This window comes from Citrobacter sp. C5_2 (genome assembly GCF_014596845.2).
GTDB classification, from domain to species: Bacteria; Pseudomonadota; Gammaproteobacteria; order Enterobacterales; family Enterobacteriaceae; genus Citrobacter; species Citrobacter werkmanii.
This window is the reverse complement of sequence record NZ_CP115032.1, coordinates 4,733,662-4,755,622: the sequence shown is the minus strand read 5'-3', so window position 1 is coordinate 4,755,622 and position 21,961 is coordinate 4,733,662. Positions and strand designations below refer to the sequence as shown.

The 21,961-nt window shown below is 50.7% G+C and carries 19 protein-coding genes; 11 read left to right on the top strand and 8 right to left on the bottom strand.

The window, feature by feature from the left end; genetic code table 11:
* Nucleotide 1: 1 nt before the first annotated feature.
* Together aceA and aceK are read left to right on the top strand one after the other, a co-directional pair.
* Entirely contained in the window at nt 2-1,306 is a 1,305-nt protein-coding gene (aceA, locus tag ICA20_RS23085; protein ID WP_038636179.1) for an isocitrate lyase, read from the top strand.
* Nucleotides 1,307-1,408: 102 nt separating this feature from the next.
* Nucleotides 1,409-3,190, top strand: a complete 1,782-nt coding sequence (gene aceK, locus ICA20_RS23080; RefSeq protein WP_038636181.1) for a bifunctional isocitrate dehydrogenase kinase/phosphatase — start codon at nt 1,409-1,411, stop codon at nt 3,188-3,190.
* 44 nt (nt 3,191-3,234) lie between these two features.
* On the opposite strand, the gene iclR is transcribed toward aceK, so the two are convergent.
* The gene (iclR, locus tag ICA20_RS23075; RefSeq protein ID WP_038636184.1) at nt 3,235-4,059 is read right to left on the bottom strand and encodes a glyoxylate bypass operon transcriptional repressor IclR; all 825 of its coding nucleotides are present in this window, start codon (nt 4,057-4,059) and stop codon (nt 3,235-3,237) included.
* Nucleotides 4,060-4,254: 195 nt separating this feature from the next.
* Here iclR and metH point away from each other — a divergent pair, with 195 nt between their 5' ends.
* Both metH and ICA20_RS23065 read left to right on the top strand, forming a co-directional pair.
* Nucleotides 4,255-7,938, top strand: a complete 3,684-nt coding sequence (gene metH, locus ICA20_RS23070; RefSeq protein ID WP_038636187.1) for a methionine synthase — start codon at nt 4,255-4,257, stop codon at nt 7,936-7,938.
* A 213-nt stretch (nt 7,939-8,151) separates the two neighbouring features.
* A complete protein-coding gene (locus tag ICA20_RS23065; protein ID WP_038636190.1) occupies nt 8,152-9,780 on the top strand; it encodes a Na/Pi cotransporter family protein in 1,629 nt (542 codons plus the stop codon).
* Between the two features lie 127 nt (nt 9,781-9,907).
* Here ICA20_RS23065 and pepE read toward each other — a convergent pair whose 3' ends face one another.
* Both pepE and ICA20_RS23055 read right to left on the bottom strand, forming a co-directional pair.
* Complete coding sequence (pepE, locus tag ICA20_RS23060) at nt 9,908-10,597, bottom strand: dipeptidase PepE (protein ID WP_032942056.1); 690 nt, start codon at nt 10,595-10,597, stop codon at nt 9,908-9,910.
* Nucleotides 10,598-10,706: 109 nt separating this feature from the next.
* Nucleotides 10,707-10,985 (bottom strand): addiction module antidote protein, encoded by a 279-nt coding sequence (locus ICA20_RS23055; RefSeq protein ID WP_038636193.1) that lies wholly within the window; start codon nt 10,983-10,985, stop codon nt 10,707-10,709.
* Between the two features lie 517 nt (nt 10,986-11,502).
* Between ICA20_RS23055 and ICA20_RS23050 the strand changes: the two genes are divergently transcribed.
* The gene (locus ICA20_RS23050; protein ID WP_038636196.1) at nt 11,503-12,399 is read left to right on the top strand and encodes an alpha/beta hydrolase; all 897 of its coding nucleotides are present in this window, start codon (nt 11,503-11,505) and stop codon (nt 12,397-12,399) included.
* Between the two features lie 236 nt (nt 12,400-12,635).
* On the opposite strand, the gene ICA20_RS23045 is transcribed toward ICA20_RS23050, so the two are convergent.
* Together ICA20_RS23045 and ICA20_RS23040 are read right to left on the bottom strand one after the other, a co-directional pair.
* Nucleotides 12,636-13,934, bottom strand: a complete 1,299-nt coding sequence (locus ICA20_RS23045) for an anaerobic C4-dicarboxylate transporter (protein ID WP_038636199.1) — start codon at nt 13,932-13,934, stop codon at nt 12,636-12,638.
* A 107-nt stretch (nt 13,935-14,041) separates the two neighbouring features.
* Entirely contained in the window at nt 14,042-15,472 is a 1,431-nt protein-coding gene (locus tag ICA20_RS23040) for an aspartate ammonia-lyase (RefSeq protein ID WP_038636202.1), read from the bottom strand.
* 137 nt (nt 15,473-15,609) lie between these two features.
* Here ICA20_RS23040 and ICA20_RS23035 point away from each other — a divergent pair, with 137 nt between their 5' ends.
* Nucleotides 15,610-16,551, top strand: coding sequence for a LysR family transcriptional regulator (locus ICA20_RS23035; RefSeq protein WP_038636205.1), 942 nt, complete (start codon nt 15,610-15,612; stop codon nt 16,549-16,551).
* A 125-nt stretch (nt 16,552-16,676) separates the two neighbouring features.
* On the opposite strand, the gene arsH is transcribed toward ICA20_RS23035, so the two are convergent.
* Nucleotides 16,677-17,375 (bottom strand): arsenical resistance protein ArsH, encoded by a 699-nt coding sequence (arsH, locus tag ICA20_RS23030; RefSeq protein WP_038636207.1) that lies wholly within the window; start codon nt 17,373-17,375, stop codon nt 16,677-16,679.
* Between the two features lie 85 nt (nt 17,376-17,460).
* Here arsH and ICA20_RS23025 point away from each other — a divergent pair, with 85 nt between their 5' ends.
* Genes ICA20_RS23025 through arsC form a run of 3 tightly spaced genes read left to right on the top strand, consistent with a single transcriptional unit; the run spans nt 17,461 to nt 19,553 of the window.
* Nucleotides 17,461-17,781, top strand: coding sequence for a transcriptional regulator (locus ICA20_RS23025; RefSeq protein WP_038636209.1), 321 nt, complete (start codon nt 17,461-17,463; stop codon nt 17,779-17,781).
* A 44-nt stretch (nt 17,782-17,825) separates the two neighbouring features.
* Nucleotides 17,826-19,115, top strand: coding sequence for an arsenic transporter (locus ICA20_RS23020; RefSeq protein ID WP_038636211.1), 1,290 nt, complete (start codon nt 17,826-17,828; stop codon nt 19,113-19,115).
* A gap of 12 nt (nt 19,116-19,127) precedes the next feature.
* Nucleotides 19,128-19,553 carry a glutaredoxin-dependent arsenate reductase gene (arsC, locus tag ICA20_RS23015; protein ID WP_038636213.1) on the top strand — a complete coding sequence of 142 codons (426 nt, stop codon included), beginning with the start codon at nt 19,128-19,130 and terminating at the stop codon, nt 19,551-19,553.
* 127 nt (nt 19,554-19,680) lie between these two features.
* Here arsC and ICA20_RS23010 read toward each other — a convergent pair whose 3' ends face one another.
* Nucleotides 19,681-20,271: a GNAT family protein gene (locus ICA20_RS23010; protein WP_038636215.1), complete on the bottom strand. Its 591-nt coding sequence runs from the start codon at nt 20,269-20,271 to the stop codon at nt 19,681-19,683.
* A 248-nt stretch (nt 20,272-20,519) separates the two neighbouring features.
* On the opposite strand from ICA20_RS23010, the gene ICA20_RS23005 reads away from it, so the two are divergent.
* A complete protein-coding gene (locus tag ICA20_RS23005; protein WP_038636216.1) occupies nt 20,520-20,996 on the top strand; it encodes a GNAT family N-acetyltransferase in 477 nt (158 codons plus the stop codon).
* A gap of 159 nt (nt 20,997-21,155) precedes the next feature.
* Here ICA20_RS23005 and ICA20_RS23000 read toward each other — a convergent pair whose 3' ends face one another.
* The gene (locus tag ICA20_RS23000) at nt 21,156-21,317 is read right to left on the bottom strand and encodes a hypothetical protein (RefSeq protein ID WP_006688333.1); all 162 of its coding nucleotides are present in this window, start codon (nt 21,315-21,317) and stop codon (nt 21,156-21,158) included.
* 141 nt (nt 21,318-21,458) lie between these two features.
* On the opposite strand from ICA20_RS23000, the gene ICA20_RS22995 reads away from it, so the two are divergent.
* On the top strand, nt 21,459-21,824 hold the full coding sequence (locus ICA20_RS22995) for a hypothetical protein (protein ID WP_038636218.1): 366 nt from the start codon (nt 21,459-21,461) through the stop codon (nt 21,822-21,824).
* The last annotated feature ends 137 nt before the right edge of the window (nt 21,825-21,961 follow it).

The following is a 21,961-nucleotide window of genomic DNA, read 5'->3' as shown; positions in this document are numbered from 1 at the left end:
CATGAAAACCCGTAATCAACAAATCGAAGAATTACAGAAAGAGTGGACTCAACCGCGCTGGGAAGGCATCACCCGTCCATATAGCGCGGAGGATGTGGTGAAATTACGTGGCTCGGTCAACCCGGAATGCACGCTGGCGCAGCTTGGTGCGGCGAAAATGTGGCGTCTGCTGCACGGTGAGTCGAAGAAAGGGTATATCAACAGCCTCGGCGCGCTGACCGGCGGCCAGGCGCTGCAACAGGCGAAAGCCGGTATTGAAGCGGTTTACCTTTCTGGCTGGCAGGTGGCGGCAGATGCCAACCTGGCCTCCAGCATGTATCCGGATCAATCGCTGTATCCGGCAAACTCCGTCCCGGCAGTGGTGGATCGGATCAACAACACTTTCCGTCGTGCGGATCAGATCCAATGGTCAAGCGGTATTGAGCCGAACGATCCGCGCTACGTGGATTACTTCCTGCCGATCGTTGCCGATGCGGAAGCGGGCTTTGGCGGGGTTCTGAACGCGTTTGAACTGATGAAATCGATGATTGAGGCTGGTGCAGCAGCCGTTCACTTCGAAGATCAGCTCGCATCAGTGAAAAAATGCGGTCACATGGGCGGTAAGGTGCTGGTGCCGACTCAGGAAGCTATTCAGAAACTGGTGGCGGCCCGTCTGGCTGCCGACGTGATGGGCGTGCCGACGCTGGTGATTGCGCGTACCGATGCTGACGCAGCTGATTTGATTACCTCTGACTGCGACGCCTACGACAGCGAGTTCATTACTGGCGAACGTACCTGCGAAGGCTTCTTCCGTACACATGCTGGTATTGAGCAGGCGATCAGCCGCGGTCTGGCCTACGCGCCGTATGCGGATCTGGTGTGGTGTGAAACTTCCACACCAGACCTCGAACTGGCGAAGCGCTTTGCCGATGCCATTCATGCGAAATTCCCAGGTAAACTGCTGGCCTACAACTGTTCGCCGTCGTTTAACTGGCAGAAAAACCTGGATGATAAAACCATTGCCAGCTTCCAGCAGCAGTTGTCGGACATGGGCTATAAATACCAGTTCATTACCCTGGCAGGTATTCACAGCATGTGGTTCAACATGTTCGACCTCGCGCACTCCTATGCGCAGGGTGAAGGCATGCGCCACTATGTTGAGAAGGTGCAGCAGCCAGAATTTGCGGCGGCAAAAGACGGTTACACCTTCGTGTCCCACCAGCAGGAAGTGGGTACCGGCTACTTCGATAAAGTTACCACCATCATTCAGGGCGGCGCCTCTTCCGTTACCGCGTTAACGGGTTCCACCGAAGAATCGCAGTTCTGATCAATGCCCGGTGGCGCTGCGCTTGCCGGGCCTACGAAGGGATGTAGGCCGGAAAAGCGTATGCGCCATCCGGCATGACGTTGTGCCGGATGGGAGAAATCGATGACGCGTGGCCTGGAATTACTGATTGCTCAGACAATTTTACAAGGTTTCGACGCCCAGTACGGGCGTTTTCTGGAAGTCACCTCCGGCGCGCAGCAGCGTTTTGAACATGCCGACTGGCATGCGGTTCAGCAGGCGATGAAAAGCCGTATTCACCTTTACGATCATCATGTAGGTCTGGTGGTGGAACAGCTGCGCTGCATTACTGACGGCAAAAGTACCGACGCGGATTTTTTGCTCCGCGTGAAAGATCATTACACCCGGCTCTTGCCGGATTATCCGCGCTTCGAGATTGCGGAGAGCTTCTTTAACTCCGTTTACTGCCGGTTATTTGACCACCGCTCGCTGACTCCCGAGCGGCTGTTTATTTTTAGCTCTCAGCCAGAGCGCCGTTTTCGCACGATCCCCCGCCCGCTGGCGAAAGACTTTTTTCCCGATACCGGCTGGGAGTGGCTACTCACCCGCGTTCTCAGCGATCTGCCTCTGCGTCTACCGTGGCAGAACAAACATCGTGATATCCACTACATCATCGAACACCTGACCGAAACTCTGGGTGCGGATGTGTTGCCGCGCTGTCATTTACAGGTGGCGAACGAACTGTTTTATCGCAATAAGGCCGCCTGGCTGGTCGGTAAGCTGATTACCCCTTCCGGGACGCTGCCGTTTTTATTGCCAATCCACCGGACTGACGAAGGCGAACTGTTTGTCGATACCTGTCTGACCACGACGGCGGAAGCGAGCATTGTGTTTGGCTTTGCCCGCTCCTACTTTATGGTTTACGCTCCGCTGCCCGCGGCGTTAGTGGAGTGGCTGCGCGAGATCCTGCCCGGTAAAACCACCGCTGAATTGTATATGGCGATTGGTTGTCAGAAACACGCGAAGACCGAAAGCTACCGCGAGTATCTGCTTTATCTCGCTGATTGCGATGAGCAATTTATCGAAGCGCCGGGGATCCGCGGCATGGTGATGCTGGTGTTTACCCTACCGGGCTTCGACCGGGTGTTTAAAATCATCAAAGACAAATTTGCGCCGCAAAAGGAGATGTCCGCCGCGCACGTCCGCGCCTGCTACCAGTTGGTGAAAGAGCACGATCGCGTCGGGCGCATGGCCGATACCCAGGAGTTTGAAAACTTTGTGCTGGATAAACGGAAAATCGACCCGGCGCTGATGGCGCTGCTACTGCAGGAAGCGCCGGAAAAAATTACCGATCTCGGCGATCAGATTGTTATTCGCCATCTGTATATCGAACGGCGCATGGTACCGCTGAATATCTGGCTGGAGCAGGTAGAAGGCCAGCAACTGCGCGACGCGATAGAAGAGTACGGCAACGCCATTCGTCAGTTGGCCGCCGCCAATATTTTCCCGGGAGATATGCTGTTTAAGAACTTCGGCGTGACCCGCCACGGGCGCGTGGTGTTCTACGACTACGATGAAATTTGCTATATGACGGAGGTGAATTTCCGCCATATCCCACCGCCGCGCTACCCAGAAGATGAGATGAGCGCTGAACCGTGGTACAGCGTGTCGCCGGGGGATGTCTTCCCGGAAGAGTTTCGTCACTGGCTATGTGCCGACCCGCGCATCGGGCCGTTGTTTGAGGAGATGCACGCCGACCTGTTCAGCGCCGACTACTGGCGAGGGCTGCAAACGCGGATCCGGGAAGGTCACGTGGAAGATGTTTACGCTTACCGTCGTCGGCAGCGGTTTAGCGTTCGTTATGAAACCGACCGTAGGCCGGATAAGGCCCTTGCGCCGCCATCCGGCAATGTACGCCGCGCCTGATGGCGCTGCGCTTATCAGGCCAACAAATCAGTCCCAACCCTTGCTTATCTAAACCCGCCGTACGCCAGCGTGACTTCTTTCGCTGCTTTGATCGCCATTGCGCCAAACTCGGTCACGCGGTCATCGGTAATGCGTGAAATTGGCCCGGAAATGGAGATGGCGGCGAACGGCTCACGGTGTTCATCATAAATGCACGACGCCACGCAGCGCAGGCCCAGCGCGTGTTCTTCATCATCAAAGGAATAGCCGCGCTTACGCGTCTGCGCCAAATCCTCTTTCAGATGGACCGGCGACACCAGCGTGGCATGGGTATACGCATGCAGCCCTTTGCGGTGTAGCAGGCCGGTAACCTGTTCTTCACTCAATTGAGATAAAAATGCCTTGCCCGCGCCGGAGGCGTGCATCGGCAGCTTGCCGCCGATAGGCGCAGACATGCGCATCAACTGGGTGCACTGCACCTGGTCGATAATAATGGCCTGATGGTCGCTTTGATCCAGTACGGCGAGATTTACCGTCTCACCCGAGTCTTCCATTAGTTTGCGCAGAATCGGATGCACAATCGCCAGCAGATTGCGGCTTTGCAAAAAGCTGCTGCCGACGATAAACGCATGCGCGCCCACGGCCCAGTGGCCTAATTCGCCCACCTGGCGGACAAAACCTTGCTGCTGCATGGTAGTCAACAGACGGTGGGTTGTTGAGTTCGGCAGACCGGCTTGCTGCGCCAGCTCGGTTAGCGCCACGCTGCCGTTGGATTCCGCAATCCACTCCAGTAGCTTCAGACCCCGGGTCAAAGACTGAACCTGCCCGGTTGCAGGCGTAGTGGCAGCGGCGGGTTTTCTACCGCGTTTCGCGGGGACAGGGGCAACCATGGCGGACTCCTTTTCTGTATCGTGGAAATCATTTTCGTTTTATTCGATTATAATGCAAGAATTCCTGTACTGATCGGATGAGTGAAGCTGAACATGTCTCATGTTGGCCGTTGTTCTCTTTTCCGCCTCTCAGGTTTGTGCCAGTATGGCCTGTTGAGTTTTTTTCGGTCTGGTTGAGCGTTGTCGGGAGCGAGTGTGAGCAGCAAAGTAGAACAATTACGTCAGCAGTTAAATGAACGTATTCTGGTGCTGGACGGCGGGATGGGCACCATGATCCAGGGATATCGTCTGAGCGAAGAGGATTTCCGCGGCGAGCGCTTCGCCGACTGGCCTTGCGACCTGAAGGGCAACAACGACCTGCTGGTTCTCAGCAAGCCGGAAGTGATTGCCGCGATCCATAACGCCTACTTTGAGGCGGGCGCGGATATCATCGAAACCAACACCTTTAACTCCACGACTATCGCCATGGCGGATTACCAGATGGAATCCCTGTCGGCGGAAATCAACTTTGCGGCGGCGAAGCTGGCGCGCGCGGCGGCAGACGAATGGACGGCGCGCACGCCGAACAAACCGCGCTATGTCGCGGGCGTGCTCGGTCCAACCAACCGTACGGCCTCTATCTCGCCCGACGTCAACGACCCGGCATACCGCAACATTACCTTTGACCAGCTGGTGGCCGCCTATCGCGAATCCACCAAAGCGCTGGTGGAAGGCGGCAGCGACCTGATTCTGATTGAAACCGTCTTCGATACCCTCAATGCTAAAGCCGCTATTTTCGCGGTAAAAACCGAGTTCGAAGCGCTGGGCGTCGAGCTGCCGATTATGCTTTCCGGCACCATTACCGATGCATCCGGACGTACGCTTTCCGGCCAGACCACCGAAGCGTTCTATAACTCATTGCGTCACGCCGATGCGCTGACCTTCGGTCTGAACTGCGCCTTAGGCCCGGACGAGCTGCGCCAGTACGTGCAGGAGCTGTCACGCATTGCCGAATGCTACGTCACCGCGCACCCGAACGCCGGGCTGCCGAACGCCTTCGGCGAGTACGACCTCGACGCCGACACCATGGCGACACAGATTCGCGAATGGGCCGAGGCCGGTTTCCTCAATGTGGTTGGCGGTTGTTGCGGCACCACGCCGGAACATATCGCCGCGATGAGCCGGGCGGTAGAAGGTTTACCGCCGCGCAAGTTGCCAGAAATCCCGGTGGCCTGCCGGCTGTCCGGCCTTGAACCGCTGAACATTGGCGACGATAGCCTGTTTGTTAACGTCGGCGAACGTACCAACGTCACCGGTTCAGCGAAATTTAAGCGTCTGATCAAAGAAGAAAAATACAGCGAAGCGCTGGACGTCGCCCGCCAGCAAGTGGAAAGCGGCGCGCAGATTATCGACATCAACATGGATGAGGGGATGCTCGACGCCGAAGCGGCGATGGTGCGCTTCCTCAACCTGATTGCCGGCGAGCCGGACATCGCCCGCGTGCCGATTATGATCGACTCCTCGAAATGGGAAGTCATCGAAAAAGGACTGAAGTGCATTCAGGGTAAAGGCATCGTTAACTCCATCTCGATGAAAGAGGGGGTGGAGACCTTTATCCATCACGCGAAGCTGCTGCGTCGCTACGGTGCTGCGGTGGTGGTGATGGCCTTTGACGAACAGGGCCAGGCGGATACCCGCGAACGTAAAATTGAGATTTGCCGCCGGGCGTACAAAATTCTCACCGAAGAAGTGGGCTTCCCGCCGGAAGACATCATCTTCGACCCAAACATTTTCGCCGTCGCAACCGGGATTGAAGAGCACAACAACTACGCGCAGGACTTTATCGGTGCCTGTGAAGATATTAAACGCGAGCTGCCGCACGCGCTGATTTCCGGCGGCGTCTCTAACGTTTCCTTCTCGTTCCGCGGCAACGACCCGGTACGTGAGGCTATTCACGCGGTATTCCTCTACTATGCGATTCGCAATGGGATGGACATGGGCATCGTCAACGCCGGACAGCTGGCTATCTATGACGACCTCCCGACCGAACTGCGCGACGCGGTTGAAGATGTGATCCTCAACCGTCGTGAAGATGGTACCGAGCGTTTGCTGGAACTGGCCGAGAAGTATCGCGGCAGTAAAACCGACGACACCGCGAATGCCCAGATGGCGGAGTGGCGTAGTTGGGACGTGAAAAAGCGCCTTGAATACTCGCTGGTGAAAGGCATTACCGAATTTATCGAGCTCGACACAGAAGAAGCGCGCCAGCAGGCCGAACGCCCGATTGAGGTGATCGAAGGGCCGCTGATGGACGGCATGAACGTGGTCGGCGACCTGTTCGGCGAGGGCAAAATGTTCCTGCCGCAGGTGGTGAAATCAGCCCGCGTGATGAAGCAGGCGGTGGCTTACCTCGAACCGTATATTGAAGCCAGTAAAGAGAAAGGCTCCAGCAACGGCAAGATGGTCATCGCCACCGTGAAGGGGGATGTGCACGACATTGGCAAGAACATCGTTGGCGTGGTGCTGCAATGTAACAACTACGAAATCGTCGATCTTGGCGTGATGGTGCCCGCGGAGAAAATCCTCAGAACGGCGCGTGAAGTGAATGCCGATCTGATTGGCCTTTCCGGGCTTATCACCCCGTCGCTGGACGAAATGGTCAACGTGGCGAAAGAGATGGAGCGTCAGGGCTTCACCATCCCACTGCTGATTGGCGGCGCGACCACCTCAAAAGCGCACACCGCGGTGAAAATTGAGCAGAACTACAGCGGCCCGACGGTTTACGTGCAGAACGCCTCGCGTACCGTGGGGGTTGTTGCCGCGCTGCTCTCCGACACCCAGCGCGATGACTTTGTTGCCCGTACGCGTAAAGAGTATGAAACCGTGCGCATCCAGCATGCGCGTAAGAAACCTCGCACGCCGCCGGTAACGTTACAGGCTGCACGTGATAACGATCTGGCCTTCGACTGGGAAAGTTACACGCCGCCGGTCGCGCATCGGTTAGGCGTGCAGGAAGTCGAGGCCAGCATCGAAACGCTGCGCAATTACATCGACTGGACGCCGTTCTTTATGACCTGGTCGCTGGCCGGGAAGTATCCGCGCATCCTCGAAGATGAAGTGGTGGGCGAAGAGGCGAAGCGCCTGTTCAAAGACGCCAACGACATGCTGGATAAACTCAGCGCTGAGAAGACCCTGAACCCGCGCGGCGTGGTGGGGTTGTTCCCGGCTAACCGCGTGGGTGACGACATCGAGATTTACCGTGACGAGACGCGTACGCACGTTATCAGCGTGAGTCATCACCTGCGCCAGCAGACGGAAAAAGTCGGCTTCGCCAACTACTGCCTGTCTGACTTTGTCGCGCCGAAACTGAGCGGCAAAGCGGATTACATCGGTGCTTTCGCGGTGACCGGTGGTCTGGAGGAGGATGCGCTGGCGGACGCCTTCGAAGCGCAGCATGACGACTACAACAAGATTATGGTGAAAGCCATCGCTGACCGTCTGGCGGAAGCATTCGCGGAATATCTGCATGAGCGCGTGCGTAAAGTCTACTGGGGCTATGCGGCGAATGAGAACCTCAGTAACGAAGAGCTAATCCGCGAAAACTACCAGGGCATTCGCCCGGCGCCGGGCTACCCGGCGTGCCCGGAACATACCGAAAAGGCCACCATCTGGGAGCTGCTGGACGTCGAAGCACATACCGGGATGAAGCTCACCGAATCCTTCGCCATGTGGCCAGGGGCCTCGGTTTCCGGCTGGTATTTCAGTCATCCTGACAGTAAGTATTACGCCGTGGCGCAAATTCAGCGCGATCAGGTTGAAGATTATGCCTTCCGTAAAGGCATGAGCGTGGCAGAAGTTGAACGTTGGTTAGCGCCTAATCTGGGCTACGACGCCGATTGATTCACAAAACTGTCATCTTTCTTTACAACAAACAGGGCACTCAATGAGTGCCCTGTCTCTTTCTTACGTTTAAACCCTTATACTGAAAGAACGTTCATCGGCACTGCTTGCCGGATGGCTCATTTTTGTAGGCCTGATAAGCGTAGCGCCGTCAGGCGGTATGTCATTGCGATGAACCTCAGGAACATATAACGATAAGGAGAACCTGATTCCGTGCTAACTCTGTTACACCTGCTTTCTGCTGTCTCTATGCTGGTTTGGGGCACACATATTGTGCGTACCGGCGTGATGCGCGTCTTTGGCGCCCGTTTGCGTACCGTACTCAGCCGTAGCGTTGAAAAGAAGCCGCTCGCCTTTTGTGCAGGTATCGGCGTGACCGCGCTGGTGCAAAGCAGCAACGCCACCACCATGCTGGTGACCTCATTTGTCGCACAGGATCTCGTGGCGCTTACCCCGGCGCTGGTCATTGTACTCGGCGCCGACGTGGGGACCGCGCTGATGGCGCGTATCCTGACCTTCGATCTCTCATGGCTATCCCCACTGCTGATTTTCATCGGCGTGATCTTTTTTCTCGGACGTAAGCAGTCCCGCGTGGGGCAACTGGGGCGGGTTGGCATCGGGCTGGGGTTGATTTTACTGGCGCTGGAGCTGATTGTGCAGGCGGTCACGCCGATAACCCAGGCTAACGGCGTACAGGTTATTTTCGCCTCGCTGACCGGCGATATTATGCTGGATGCGCTGATTGGCGCCATGTTCGCGGTTATCAGTTACTCCAGCCTGGCGGCGGTTTTGCTGACGGCAACCCTGACCGCTGCCAGCATTATCTCGTTTCCTGTCGCGTTGTGCCTGGTGATTGGCGCCAACCTTGGCTCTGGCCTGCTGGCGATGCTCAACAATAGCGCGGCTAACGCTGCTGCCCGTCGCGTGGCGCTTGGCAGCTTGTTGTTTAAGCTGGTGGGGAGTCTGATTATCCTGCCGTTTGTTCATCCGTTGGCGAATCTGATGGATGAGCTGCCGCTGCCGAAATCTGAGCTGGTCATTTATTTCCATGTTTTCTACAACCTGGTACGTTGCATAGCGATGGTGCCGTTCGCCGAACCGATGGCGCGTTTTTGCAAACGTATTATCCGTGATGAGCCGGAACTGGACGCCCACCTGAAGCCTAAGCATCTGGACATCAGCGCACTGGATACCCCAACCCTGGCCCTGGCCAATGCCGCCCGTGAAGCCCTGCGTATTGGCGATGCGATGGAGCAGATGATGGACGGGCTAAAGAAGGTGATGCACGGTGAACCGCGTGAAGAGAAAGAGTTGCGCAGGATGGCAGACGATATCAACGTGCTGTACACGGCGATTAAGCTCTATCTGGCGAGGATGCCAAAGGATGAACTGGCAGAAGAAGAGTCGCGCCGTTGGGCTGAGATTATCGAAATGTCGCTCAACCTTGAACAGGCGTCGGATATTGTTGAGCGTATGGGCAGCGAGATTGCCGACAAGTCGCTGGCAGCGCGTCGGGCATTCTCTGTAGAAGGGCTGAAAGAACTTGATGCACTGTACGATCAACTGCTCAGTAATCTGCAACTGGCAATGTCGGTATTCTTCTCTGGCGACGTGACCAGCGCCCGTCGTCTGCGCCGCAGCAAGCACCGTTTCCGCATCCTTAACCGTCGTTATTCGCATGCGCACGTGGATCGTCTGCATCAGCAGAACGTGCAGAGCATTGAGACCAGTTCCCTGCACCTGGCGTTGCTGGGCGATATGCAGCGTCTGAACTCACTGTTTTGCTCTGTGGCTTACAGTGTGCTGGAACAGCCGGATGAAGACGACGAGCGTGAGTACTAACGAGGACAGATGAAAGGTTGTCCGGTGGCGCTGATGCTTACCGGGCCTACGGATAACCGTCAATGTTGTCGTCTACCTTGATGCCGGATAAGGCGAAGCTACCATCCGGCATCAGACAACAAACCAACTAAAAGCAGTGACCCGCCTCAACGGCAACCGCTTCTTCACCCGCTTTAAAGATATAGGTGGTGTTCGGACCGCCAAGCACGGATTGACCGTTGCTCACCTTGATCCAGTTCCCTTCTGGCAGACCAATCACCGTCAGTTCCGGCGCCACAACCAACAGCTCGCGAATACGCTGTTCACGCGTTTCGCCTTTATGGCCTTCCGGTAGCGCGTTGGTGAAGTGCGGGTTAATCTGCAGCGGGAAAAGACCCAGCGCATCAAAGCCTTTTGGATCGACAATCGGCATGTCGTTGGTGGTGCGGATGGTCTGGCAGGCAAGGTTGGAACCTGCGCTCCAGCCGATGTACAGCGCGCCGCGTTTGACGACATCGACAATCGGCGCCAGCAGTCCACGCTCGCGGCTCTCTTTCAGCAACTGGAAGGTGTTACCCCCGCCGACAATCACCAGTTCGGCGTTTTCAATGGCTGCAATCGGATCGGCAACGGTATGAATGCCAGTAACGTTAACGCCCATTGGCGCAAAGATGGCTGCCGTTTTCGCCGTGTACTCATCCCAGGTTTGCGTCACGCCGGCAAATGGAATAAACACCGCCGTGCGGCGACCATTCAGTTGCTCTGCGATCAGCGGCAGCGCATGTTCCATCCAGCCTTTGCCCGGCAGCGTCGAGTTACTCAATAAAAGCAGTTCCATCATTTCTCCATGTAATCAGAAAATTACAAACCGCGGTCATGCTACCACTATCGATCTAACGCCTTCCTGATATGGCTCACGATGTTGGAAGAGGAGACAGATGCTGAGACTATTTTTTAAGCGTCAATTCAATACCGAGCGCCTTCATCACTGCAAGCGTAGTTTTCAGCGTTGGGTTACCTTTCTCACTAAAAGAGCGATAAAGTTGTTCGCGGGATAATCCCGTTTCTGCCGCGATGTTCGCCATTCCCTTAGCGCGAGCCACCACGCCCAATGCTTTTGCAATGTACGCTGCATCGCCTGTTTCGAGGGCATCGGCCATAAAAATGGCAATTTCTTCATCATCGACCAGCGCAGTTGCGGGATCGTACTGCGTAAGTTTATTCATGGTGGAAGATCTCTTGATAATCCAGTGAACGGGCGAGCATTCTCCAACAGGTTTGACATCACCAGCTAAACCATGAGCCAAACGAAAAAGGCGTGTAGCAATGAGCGTTTTAGCTCTCCTGTCCCGTAAGTTTTTCTCCCAACGCTGGAAAACCATTGTCTGAAGAATTTCCATGAGTACGTTCCATGTATTTTATAAACTACATTCTGAATTGACAAGTTGAGACTAGAGAATAAAAAATGGGGAGTAAGGGGAAATGTTGGATGGAGGAAACAGGAAAGCGCCTCGCAATAATACGTAGTTTTTCAGGACGCTGCGGTTGATACGAGAAACGATAACAGGGGATAGGGGCGGCTTTGTGCCAGGAGCGGAAGTTGAAGATCAGGACCAAGAAAGAAGTTAGGCGGAATTTTTTTGGAGAAAATCCGCTCAGTATGAGTTCTGAAGAAAAAAACAGTGCATACTTTGAGCAATACATTCTTAGGATACCGATCTTCATCTGCATGGATTTTTTGACGTGATTGATTTCATAAGTTTTAACGACCGCTATAAACAACTCAGAACTTTATTACCACTTGCTAAAAATGTAGCTGAATATTTGATAGCAGGACTAAACATTCGCATCTTTGAACCCGCAAGCGCAGTTGAGGATGTTCTTATCGTTTACCACGGTGGTGGAGTCAACTCAGATGCTGGTTACGATATCCTTGCTCATCAGATAAGTCATCGTGGAGCTATTTGTACATGCCTCATAGATATCCGTGGACACGGGCGCTCATTGGGTAACAAAGGTAGCGTTTCTAATCCTGAGCAGGTCTGGCAGGATATCGACACTGTTCTTGAACATGTTCGCGTAAAGTTCCCCTGGGCCAGAGTTCACTTGCTTGGCCATTCAAGCGGAGGGGGGATGTTGATCAATTATTTTACTCGATTCACCCCCTCTCAACAAAGTGACAGCCTGATTTTACTTGCGCCTGAGTTTGGGCCTTTTGCGCCAGCTAAAATTTGCAGAAGAACAATGGTTCCATTCGCGTCTGTGAGCAAGTGGCCTTTCGTACTAAATGCGCTCAGTGTGGGATTACTATGCGGTAACCGTTATGCAGTTACTCTTAATTTTCCCAATGAGGTTATGCTATTAAGACCTGAATTTGTTCAGCGATACAGCGTGAATATGGCGAATGCTTTGACGCCGCGTCAACCTGCAAGGCAAATTGCAGCATTGCCATTACCTGTAACTGTTCTGATAGCTGAAAAGGATGAGCTATTTGATGCAAGACAAATGTCAGAGTTTGTAGAAGGATGTGGTAATCCGAATTTACATAGTAGAATTATTGAGCACAGTAAGCATTTAGACTGCATCTTTGATATTAGTGAAGAAATTCTTCAACATTTGAATAGATGTACATCAAATTAAAGCATATCTTAAGAATTTAGTTCTGCTCAATACGTACTGATTATTATTGAAAACTATTCCCGTGTCCGCTTCTCGCTCTCAGCAGACCTTCAGCGTCAGGAACGTGACTGCAGTGTGCCAGAAGCGGACGTTGTTTTTGATAGCTATTAAGCTATGAATCACTGTTAACCTGTAAATGATAAAATGTTTTGGATTGCATCTTACTATTTCCTATATCTGATTGGTAATCATATAAATTAAAGAATAATTTTTGCCAGGGCAAAACCGATTGGGACTGCAACTAATATAGAGATACAGCCCGGTAAAAAGAATGGATGATTAATTATCTTAGAACCATTCCACCGTTTACTTAAAAATGAGCCAGTATCATCAGTTGCAATTGCAAATGCCGTTGTTGGGTAAATGTTAGTGAGATAAAGTGCACTAACAGCGACGAAACTGGCCAAAATGGCATCAACGCTAATACCAATAGAGGCGGCAATAGGCATCAATAAAGCACATGTTGCGCCCTGACTGAATAACATTGCGCTGGTACAGAAAAAAACTACCGCCAGTAGTCCCGGATACATACGTAACATATCACTGGCTTGTATTTTTATCTCATCGATATGTGCGCCAATAAGCGTACTGCTTAACCACACAATACCTAACACCACAACCAGTGATTCAGCACCAGATTTAAATATAGGTGTGTTCTTCAGTTCTTTCATATCAAGTTTACAGATAAAAACAATTAACGTAGAAACAACAAACATGGTGATGATTATTAGATCACGAGAATTAATTGCATGCCCAACAACCGATTTAAACAGCAACATACAAACTACAAATATAACACCCACCAAAAAAATGACTACCGAGGATTTAGCCCTTGCGGGAACTTCGTTGTTGACATGTTTATTTATAACAATTTTATTTTCTTGCATAACTTTTTTGCAAATGGGGTCATCAGCCAAATTTTCACCTTGTCTGCTGGCGATAAAAGCTGCAACCAGCATAGCAAAAAAAGCTGTGGGAAAAACAATCAACATAGCATCACCAAAACTGACTCCCATTACCTCTACAGTACCATACATAATTGCTGTAGCTGCAGAGATTGGTGAGGCTGTAATTCCTAACTGCGAAGCAACAACAGCAGAACTTAATGGTTGGCTGGGTCTAATACCGTTATCTTTTGCAACTTCCTGAATCACATTCATGACTGACATAGCGGTATATCCCGTACCGGAAAGTACCGTCAGGAAAAAGGTCACTGTTGGCGCAAGAATATTAAGGTAACCTGGATTGTTACGTAATAATTTCTCTGTCAGAGTTACTAAATAATCCATTCCGCCAGCCTGTTGCATTGCAGAGAGCGCTACAATGGTGGACAGAATAATGAGCATGACGTCGACAGGCGGAGTCCCCACAGGAACATCAAAAATAAAAACTGAAATTGCTAATCCAACCCCACCAGCAAACCCTACTCCAATTCCCCCCCAACGGGCGGCAACCATGATAGTCCCCAGCAATAAAACGATATGAAACATTACCATATAATTATCCTGTTTTTATTTTTATTTCACGCAAAGTGGATGCCAAGGTAATGAATTTTTACATTCATTACCTCAAGTCAAAAATAATTATTTATTAAATCGGGTTCCTACAAAATATTCATTTCTTTTTGATACCGCTTAATCACTGCTGTACTTTTTTGTGGGTCAGTCATATTCATTGGATCAAGCAAGTAATCTGCCTGTTCTGGTGTTAACAGATTTTCTGCTAACACGACCTGCTTTACACTGGTCTGCTGCTGAAATGCAGCTTTGGCGATTCTAGATCCTACCTGATAGCCAAATAATGTGGAGATGATAGTCGCAAGCGCTGTACTTTCCTCTGCATAACGGGCGCTTACTTTTTCGTTGATCGCAATATCCTTCAGGCATTTATCAATAAATAACGGTATCCCTTTACTTAATAATGAGCAGGATTCAAAGAGAACTTTCAACAACACAGGTTCCCACACGTTCAGATCAAGCTCACCGCCCTCCACAGCCATCGTCACAGTTACGTCATTACCAATCACCTGATACGCAATTTGATTTATCAATTCAGGTATTACAGGATTAATTTTTCCCGGCATAATTGAAGAGCCCGGTTGGACAGCAGGGACAATAATTTCATTAAACCCCGCTCTTGGTCCTGAACCTTGTATACGAAAATCGGTAGCCATTTTGGAGAGAAACGCAGCTATTTTTTTTAGCTGTGCGGAAAATTCAATATAAAAATCACCGTGCTGAAGACCGTCAAAGAAATCCGATTCTGGCGTGTATTTATCCCCAGTAATGATTTCCAGCCACTGATAAACTGCCGGGATATATCCTTCGTGAGTGGACAGGCCTGTACCTATAGCTGTCGCGCCCAATGGTAAAAACAATGCTTCTTCGCTTACTTCAGCCATTTTTGCTCTAAGTTTGCTGACCTGCGTGCGATAAGCGCCAAACTGCTGGCCAAACGTCATCGGCACTGCATCTTGTAAGCAGGTTCTCCCCAACTTCACCTTGTCAGAAAACAGAAAACTTTTTTCTGACAACACCGCTTCAAGTTCTTCTAATTGAATTAACAATTGATTTATATTCATACGGCTGGTCATTTTCATCGCCGCAGGGATGACGTCATTCGTTGACTGCCCCATGTTAACATGGGTATTTGGGTGAATCTCATCGTATCCGCGTTTGCCAGTGATTAGCTCACTGGCCCGGTTTGCGACTACTTCATTCATATTCATATTGGTTGAAGTGCCGCCTCCCCCCTGAAAAATATCAATAGGAAAATGGGCATCAAAATCGCCGGCCATTACCTCTTTCAACGCAGTAACGATGGCTGACGCTTTCTGTTCATCCAGCGCACCAATTTGTCTGTTAGCCTCTGCTGCCGCTTGCTTGATTGCGGCGATAGACCATAAAAAGTGTGGAATTTCTCCTGCTGTTTTTCCTGACACGGAGAAATTCAGCACCGCACGTTGTGTTTGAATACCATAGTAGGCCTCATCTGGCACCATTAGAGTTCCTAATAGATCTTTTTCTTCACGCATATCTGTTTCTCTTGTGTATTAAGGTTGCCTATACATTAATTTAGCGATGTAACAGATAGTTTGAAGTAGCTCAAAGAAAAAATACCATTTAAAAGTTAAATAGATACTATTAAAAAATTTAATACTAAAGGGTGAAAATGAAGGATATTAACTTTGATTTTAAGCAATTGCAGGCATTTTTAGCCGTGATAGACACTGGCTCATTTACAGCCGCAGCGAGGAAACTGAATGTGACTCAGTCATCAATTTCGCAGCAGGTTGCAAACCTGGAGCTCGGATTAAATACTGCTCTAGTCAACCGTTCACAGCGACCAATCCAGATGACGATAGCCGGACAAGCACTCTACCCGTTAGGAAAAAAAATTATTGATAACGGTGTCCACCTGCAAGAACGTATCAATGCAATAAGCGACGGACATATTTCAAATCTGAAAATTGGGTTTGTGGATTCAATTAGTAAAACCGTTGGCCTGGATATCCTGAAATTCCTGCAACCACAGGTGAAGCATATTTTTCAGGTGACTGGCACAGCATCCGGATTACTCCAGGCACTTAATAATGGGAATATTAATATTGCTGTAACCATGCTGTATACTGAAATGCCACCCAATATTAGAATGTATCCTTTGATTGAGGAAGAGTTTCTATGTATTTGCCCCAAATCATGGCCGGAAACAGAGCTGGAAGAATTATGTAAACAGCGGAACTACATTGCTTATACCCAAAATACGCCAACGGGAATCCAGACACTTAACTGGCTGAAATGGCAAAACTTTTCTCCTACCATTCAGTTTGAAATGGACAATGCTGATGAAATATTGAAACTAATATCCTGTGGTTACGGGTGGACGTTAACGACGCCGTTGTTCATTACTACTATTCCTGCTTTTTCTAACTTGCTGAAGATTATCCGGATCAAAAAGCGTAAAGAGCGTCGTAAAATTGTTCTGCTGTGCAAGAATGATGAGTTCTCAGTTTTTTATAAAAATCTGGCGTTTGAGATTCGTTCGATATTGGAAACGAAACTGGAGCAGGAGTTTTACAACCAACTGGATTTGGATGATAATTTGCCATCATAGATATGCACACGAACATAACTGTTCTCAAATCCAATATCTGCTCCTCGCTTACAGCGGACCTTCATCTCAGTTAGCTCGTCCGCTTCGTGCCAGGAGCGGACGTTTGAGCTCAATAAGCAAGGACGTTATATTTTGTCCTGATTGACGCGGGATGAAAGCTCCTGATGGCTCTCTTTTCGCTCGCTGTAACGATCTGCAAGATAACCGGTTTGTCCCTTAAGCAGCAGCGTGATTTTAAACAGCTCCTCGGCTACATCGACGATACGGTCATACCAGGACGAAGGTTTCATTCGTCCGTTTTCGTCGAACTCTTGCCATGCCTTGGCTACAGAGGACTGGTTGGGGATAGTGAACATCCGCATCCAGCGACCCAGAATACGCATCTGGTTCACGGCATTGAAGGACTGTGAACCGCCGCAGACCTGCATTACCGCAAGTGTTTTGCCTTGCGAAGGACGAACCGCGCCTTCACTTAAGGGTATCCAGTCAATCTGCGCTTTCATCACCGCGCTCATAGCACCGTGCCGTTCCGGAGAACTCCACACCATCCCGTCACACCATCTGACCAGACCGCGCAGCTCGGTGACTTTGGGATGCGTGTCCGGCGCATCATCCGGCAGGGGTAAACCGGAGGGGTTAAAGAGTTTCACCTCCGCGCCCATCGCCGTCAGCAGGCGACCCACTTCCTCCGCGGCAAAGCGGCTGTAGGAGCGCTCTCTTACTGAACCATACAGGATCAGAATTCTTGGTGGCTCCTGCATGTGCAAGCGTTCAGCGATGGCTTGATCAAAGCATTCAGTATTCAGGGCAGGAAATTGTTCCATTTTTCTCCTCCAGAGAGAGCAGATGATTTCAAAGTTAATATATATGATTTATCATATATGTATTCTAAAGTGAACGGAGAGGAAAATGCTACAACCTGTTCAGCTTTTCAAAATCCTGTCGGATGAAACACGGCTCGCCATTGTCATGCTTCTGCGGGAGTCCGGAGAACTGTGCGTGTGCGATATCTGTGCAGCTACCGCCGAATCACAGCCTAAAATATCACGCCATATGGCTATCCTTCGCGAGTCTGGGCTAGTTCTGGATCGTCGGGAAGGCAAATGGATTCACTATCGTCTGTCACCTCATATTCCTGCGTGGGCCGCTGAGACAATCACGACGTCCTGGCAGTGCCTTCGGGAAGATGTGCGGGAATGGTTGGCAAAGTCGGCCTGCACCTCTTGCTGAGGAAGGAAAACATATTCACATAATCATATATAACGGGGTTTGAAATGTTTTTGGCAGGGAGTATATTTTTACTGACGCTGGTACTGGTGATCTGGCAACCCAGAGGTCTGAGTATTGGCTGGAGCGCGAGTATCGGAGCTGCGCTGGCGCTGGGTACCGGAGTCATCCATATCGCTGATATTCCCGTTGTCTGGAATATCGTCTGGAACGCGACAGCGGCATTTATTGCGGTCATCATCATCAGCCTGCTGCTCGATGAGTCCGGCTTCTTTGAATGGGCCGCACTGCACGTCTCCCGCTGGGGTAACGGACGTGGCCGCCTTTTGTTTACCTGGATAGTCTTGCTTGGGGCCGCTGTTGCTGCGTTGTTTGCCAATGACGGCGCCGCACTGATCCTGACGCCGATTGTAATTGCGATGCTGCTCGCACTGGGATTCAGCCAGGGCACGACATTGGCCTTTGTCATGGCAGCAGGATTTATTGCAGATACGGCCAGCCTGCCGCTGATAGTTTCCAATCTGGTGAACATCGTCTCGGCGGACTTTTTCGGTCTGGGCTTTACGCAGTATGCCTCCGTTATGATCCCCGTAGATGTGGCCGCGATTGCGGCCACGCTGGTCATGCTGCATCTCTTCTTCCGCAAGGACATTCCGGAGACGTATGACGTTTCGCTGCTGAAGACGCCTGCCAGTGTGATAAAGGATCCGGCAACGTTCAGGGCGGGCTGGATTGTCCTGTTATTGCTGCTTGTCGGTTTCTTTGTGCTGGAGCCTCTGGGGATCCCGGTCAGTGCGATAGCGGCTACTGGCGCAGCAGTACTGTTTATAGTGGCGAAAAGAGGTCATGCCATCAACACCGGAAAAGTCCTGCGCGGTGCGCCATGGCAGATTGTTATTTTTTCGCTGGGCATGTACCTGGTGGTCTATGGCCTGCGCAATGCAGGACTCACGGAGTATCTGTCTGACGTGCTGAACCTGCTGGCAGAAAAGGGGTTATGGGCAGCAACGTTCGGCACCGGTTTCCTGACCGCGTTCCTGTCATCGGTGATGAACAATATGCCGACGGTGCTGATTGGCGCACTGTCGATTGACGGGAGTACGGCGACTGGCGTCGTCAAAGAGGCTATGATTTATGCCAATGTGATTGGCTGCGATTTAGGCCCGAAAATCACCCCGATTGGCAGTCTGGCAACCTTGCTTTGGCTGCATGTGCTTGCCCAGAAAAATATAACGATTACATGGGGATATTACTTCCGCACTGGCATTATCATGACTCTGCCCGTGCTGTTTGTCACTCTGGCCGCGCTGGCGTTGCGGTTCTCCATCACTTTGTAATGAGATACAGATATGAGCAACATTACCATCTATCACAACCCTGCCTGCGGCACTTCTCGTAACACGCTGGAGATGATCCGTAACAGCGGCAACGAACCGACGATAATTTATTATCTCGATACGCCACCGACCCGTGATGAGCTGATTAAACTTATTTCAGATATGGGAATTACGGTGCGTGCATTACTGCGTAAGAATGTTGAGCCTTATGAACACCTGGGTCTTGATGAAGAGAAATTTAGTGATGAGCAGTTGATTGATTTCATGCTTCAACATCCGATCCTGATTAATCGGCCGGTAGTCGTTACGCCGCTTGGCACTCGTCTTTGCCGCCCTTCAGAAATAGTGTTGGATATTCTACCGGAAGGCCAGAAACGAGCGTTTATCAAAGAGGATGGCGAGAAGGTCATTGACGAAACGGGGAAGCGGGTTAAGTAATCTGCCCACTTCAAAATATTGGACGCCTGTTAACGTTATGCGGGCGTCCGACTCACCCAGTATGTCCGCTCTGTGCCATAAGCGGACGTCAGACAAAAGTCACATCTTCCGCCCGCAAAAGCTCGAGTTATTTCTCATTGCTGTAACTGGAGAGGCGGCGCTCAAGGTTAGTCCGAACCTGCGGCCACTCATCATCAATTATGCTATACCGTATGGAAGTACGTTTTCGGCCATCAGGCATAATTCGTTCATTTCTGATGATGCTTTCCTGGACTGCGCCAATACGGAGAATGGCAGCCTGGGAGCGCTCATTCAATACATCAGTCGTAAACTGAACGCGAACACACTTCAGTTGCTCAAAGGCGTATCGCAGTAGTAACAGTTTACTCTCGGTATTTGCAGCTGTTTTTTGCCAGCTTTGTGAATACCAGGTATGACCAATTTCGAGCTTTCGGTTTTCTCTATCAATCTTCCAGAAACGTGTTGACCCAATGACGCGTTGGTCTGATGAGAGCGTTACAGCAAACGGCATGACTGTGCCTTCAGTTTGCCCCTTCAGGGCTTTCTGAATGTACGAATCAGCTGTGTCAGCAGACGGAACTACCGTAAATGGCAGGGACCAGAGTTCCCCATCCGCAGCCGCATCAATCAATAGCTGAGCATCTGTCTTAAGCAGAGGACGGAGCGTGACAAGAGATCCTTGCAATGTAGGCGTCATATTTGTGACCTTACAGTTATTTTGTGTCGATGGATAGGACTGCATAATCCTGTACCGAATGACTTACTATGCTCCGTTTACATTTAATAATCGACTAATCAAGAGGTGATTATCTGCTTACTGCTCATGATGGCAGCTTGTCCGCTCCGTGCCTGGAGTGGACTTTCCTCTTTTGTAAAACAAAGATATTGAAACGAAACCGTTTCATGATAAATCTATAAATATAATAAGACGAAAAGGAAGAACAAATGAAAATCAGACTTGCAGTACCTGAAGAGGCAGAGGAATGCTGGAATATAAGGAATCTTTCTATTCGGGAAGGATGTAAGCCAAGTTATTGTGCCAGGGTGCTTGAGGCCTGGACGCCTGAAGCTATGCCTGAACATTACAGAGTGGTTATTACGGAAAATCCTTTCTTTGTTGTCGAGCTGCCTGATGCAGGATTGGTAGCAACGGGATATCTGGATCTTACCCAAGGTAGCGTAGAAGCTATTTTTACGTTGCCGGATTATTTTGGTAAAGGTTTTGCTAGCCTGATTATTGAAACGATTAAAGCTGAAGCGATTAAAAGAGGGTTGAAACAGTTAACCTTGACCTCAACGCCAAACGCGCAAACTTTCTACGAAAAGCATGGTTTTATGTTTATCAAGGAAACTACATCCCCATCAAGACTTGCCCAAACAGATCTGCGTTGCATGGATATGTCCATCGCTTTATCAGCCTGAGTTTTCTTTTGCTCTGGCAGGAAAGCTCACCAACGGAAATCTAATCGCTACGAGGTCAGTACAGCAGCTTCGAAGCCTTGGGCTGACTATAACTCATATGTTCAATGTCCGTTCCCCGCTCTAAACAGACTTTCAGAAAACGATACATAATGCCGACCACTAGACTTCAATCCCTTTCTGCTTCAGCTCTTTTCTGATAATACGCTTAATCCATGCTGCCAACGATTCATCGCCATCCTGCCGCTGTGCTTCTTCCATCGCTTTGCGAAGTTCCGGATCCAGACGGAATTGAAACGGAGGATTGCCTCTTCTTTCGTTCATGTGTGTTGACACATTAATTACACAAGAGTGGTGTGAGTATGTGTGATGACACATTACTCTCACACACCCAAAATGACAACGCCCCGAAAGTGCGGGAACACGATCAGGGCGTCTAACCACAACATTATACGAGGTAATGCTATGGCTGATGCTAATAGTACCACTAACGCCTGTTTTGCGTCTTCTTCTCCCATTCCGCAAGCCGATCTGCTTTATTTTCCACTCGCCGAGGCGTTCCGCCATCTTGATTGTAGCCGTCTTACTAGCGAAGAAAATCTGGCGCTATCGTTTGGCTGCGAAGAGGCGCTGGCAGGGCTGTACCAGACGCTGAATTTTATGGGCGAAAGCCTGCTGACCATGGCGGGTGAAGGCCAGGAACATTTTGCGTATGAGAGCGTATGCCAGTTAGGACACAGTCTGGTCAACATCAGCCAGTTGATTCCCGCACTGGCGCAGCTGGAAGCAAAAGCTGACCAGCAACTGTTTGTCAGCGACTCCCTAAACTAATCTGGAAAGCGCCTCGCAGACTTCTTCTTCGGGGCGTGACAGACCTGAAAAAGCGGCATAGTTTCAATCGCACATTTACACACTGTTCTTTTTTATCGCCCGCAAGGTAGGGTATATTTCGCTTTTAATACACAAAA

Excerpts from the sequence above, each read along its gene's own strand:
- ICA20_RS23055 (WP_038636193.1), bottom strand. The coding sequence starts at position 10,985 with ATGAATAAACTTACGCAGTACGATCCCGCAACTGCGCTGGTCGATGAT.
- arsH (WP_038636207.1), bottom strand. The coding sequence starts at position 17,375 with ATGGAACAATTTCCTGCCCTGAATACTGAATGCTTTGATCAAGCCATC.
- ICA20_RS23005 (WP_038636216.1), top strand. The coding sequence starts at position 20,520 with ATGAAAATCAGACTTGCAGTACCTGAAGAGGCAGAGGAATGCTGGAAT.
- aceK (WP_038636181.1), top strand. The coding sequence starts at position 1,409 with ATGACGCGTGGCCTGGAATTACTGATTGCTCAGACAATTTTACAAGGT.
- ICA20_RS22995 (WP_038636218.1), top strand. The coding sequence starts at position 21,459 with ATGGCTGATGCTAATAGTACCACTAACGCCTGTTTTGCGTCTTCTTCT.
- ICA20_RS23025 (WP_038636209.1), top strand. The coding sequence starts at position 17,461 with ATGCTACAACCTGTTCAGCTTTTCAAAATCCTGTCGGATGAAACACGG.
- iclR (WP_038636184.1), bottom strand. The coding sequence starts at position 4,059 with ATGGTTGCCCCTGTCCCCGCGAAACGCGGTAGAAAACCCGCCGCTGCC.
- ICA20_RS23035 (WP_038636205.1), top strand. The coding sequence starts at position 15,610 with ATGAAGGATATTAACTTTGATTTTAAGCAATTGCAGGCATTTTTAGCC.
- ICA20_RS23040 (WP_038636202.1), bottom strand. The coding sequence starts at position 15,472 with ATGCGTGAAGAAAAAGATCTATTAGGAACTCTAATGGTGCCAGATGAG.
- ICA20_RS23045 (WP_038636199.1), bottom strand. The coding sequence starts at position 13,934 with ATGGTAATGTTTCATATCGTTTTATTGCTGGGGACTATCATGGTTGCC.
- aceA (WP_038636179.1), top strand. The coding sequence starts at position 2 with ATGAAAACCCGTAATCAACAAATCGAAGAATTACAGAAAGAGTGGACT.
- arsC (WP_038636213.1), top strand. The coding sequence starts at position 19,128 with ATGAGCAACATTACCATCTATCACAACCCTGCCTGCGGCACTTCTCGT.
- pepE (WP_032942056.1), bottom strand. The coding sequence starts at position 10,597 with ATGGAACTGCTTTTATTGAGTAACTCGACGCTGCCGGGCAAAGGCTGG.
- ICA20_RS23000 (WP_006688333.1), bottom strand. The coding sequence starts at position 21,317 with ATGAACGAAAGAAGAGGCAATCCTCCGTTTCAATTCCGTCTGGATCCG.
- ICA20_RS23010 (WP_038636215.1), bottom strand. The coding sequence starts at position 20,271 with ATGACGCCTACATTGCAAGGATCTCTTGTCACGCTCCGTCCTCTGCTT.
- ICA20_RS23020 (WP_038636211.1), top strand. The coding sequence starts at position 17,826 with ATGTTTTTGGCAGGGAGTATATTTTTACTGACGCTGGTACTGGTGATC.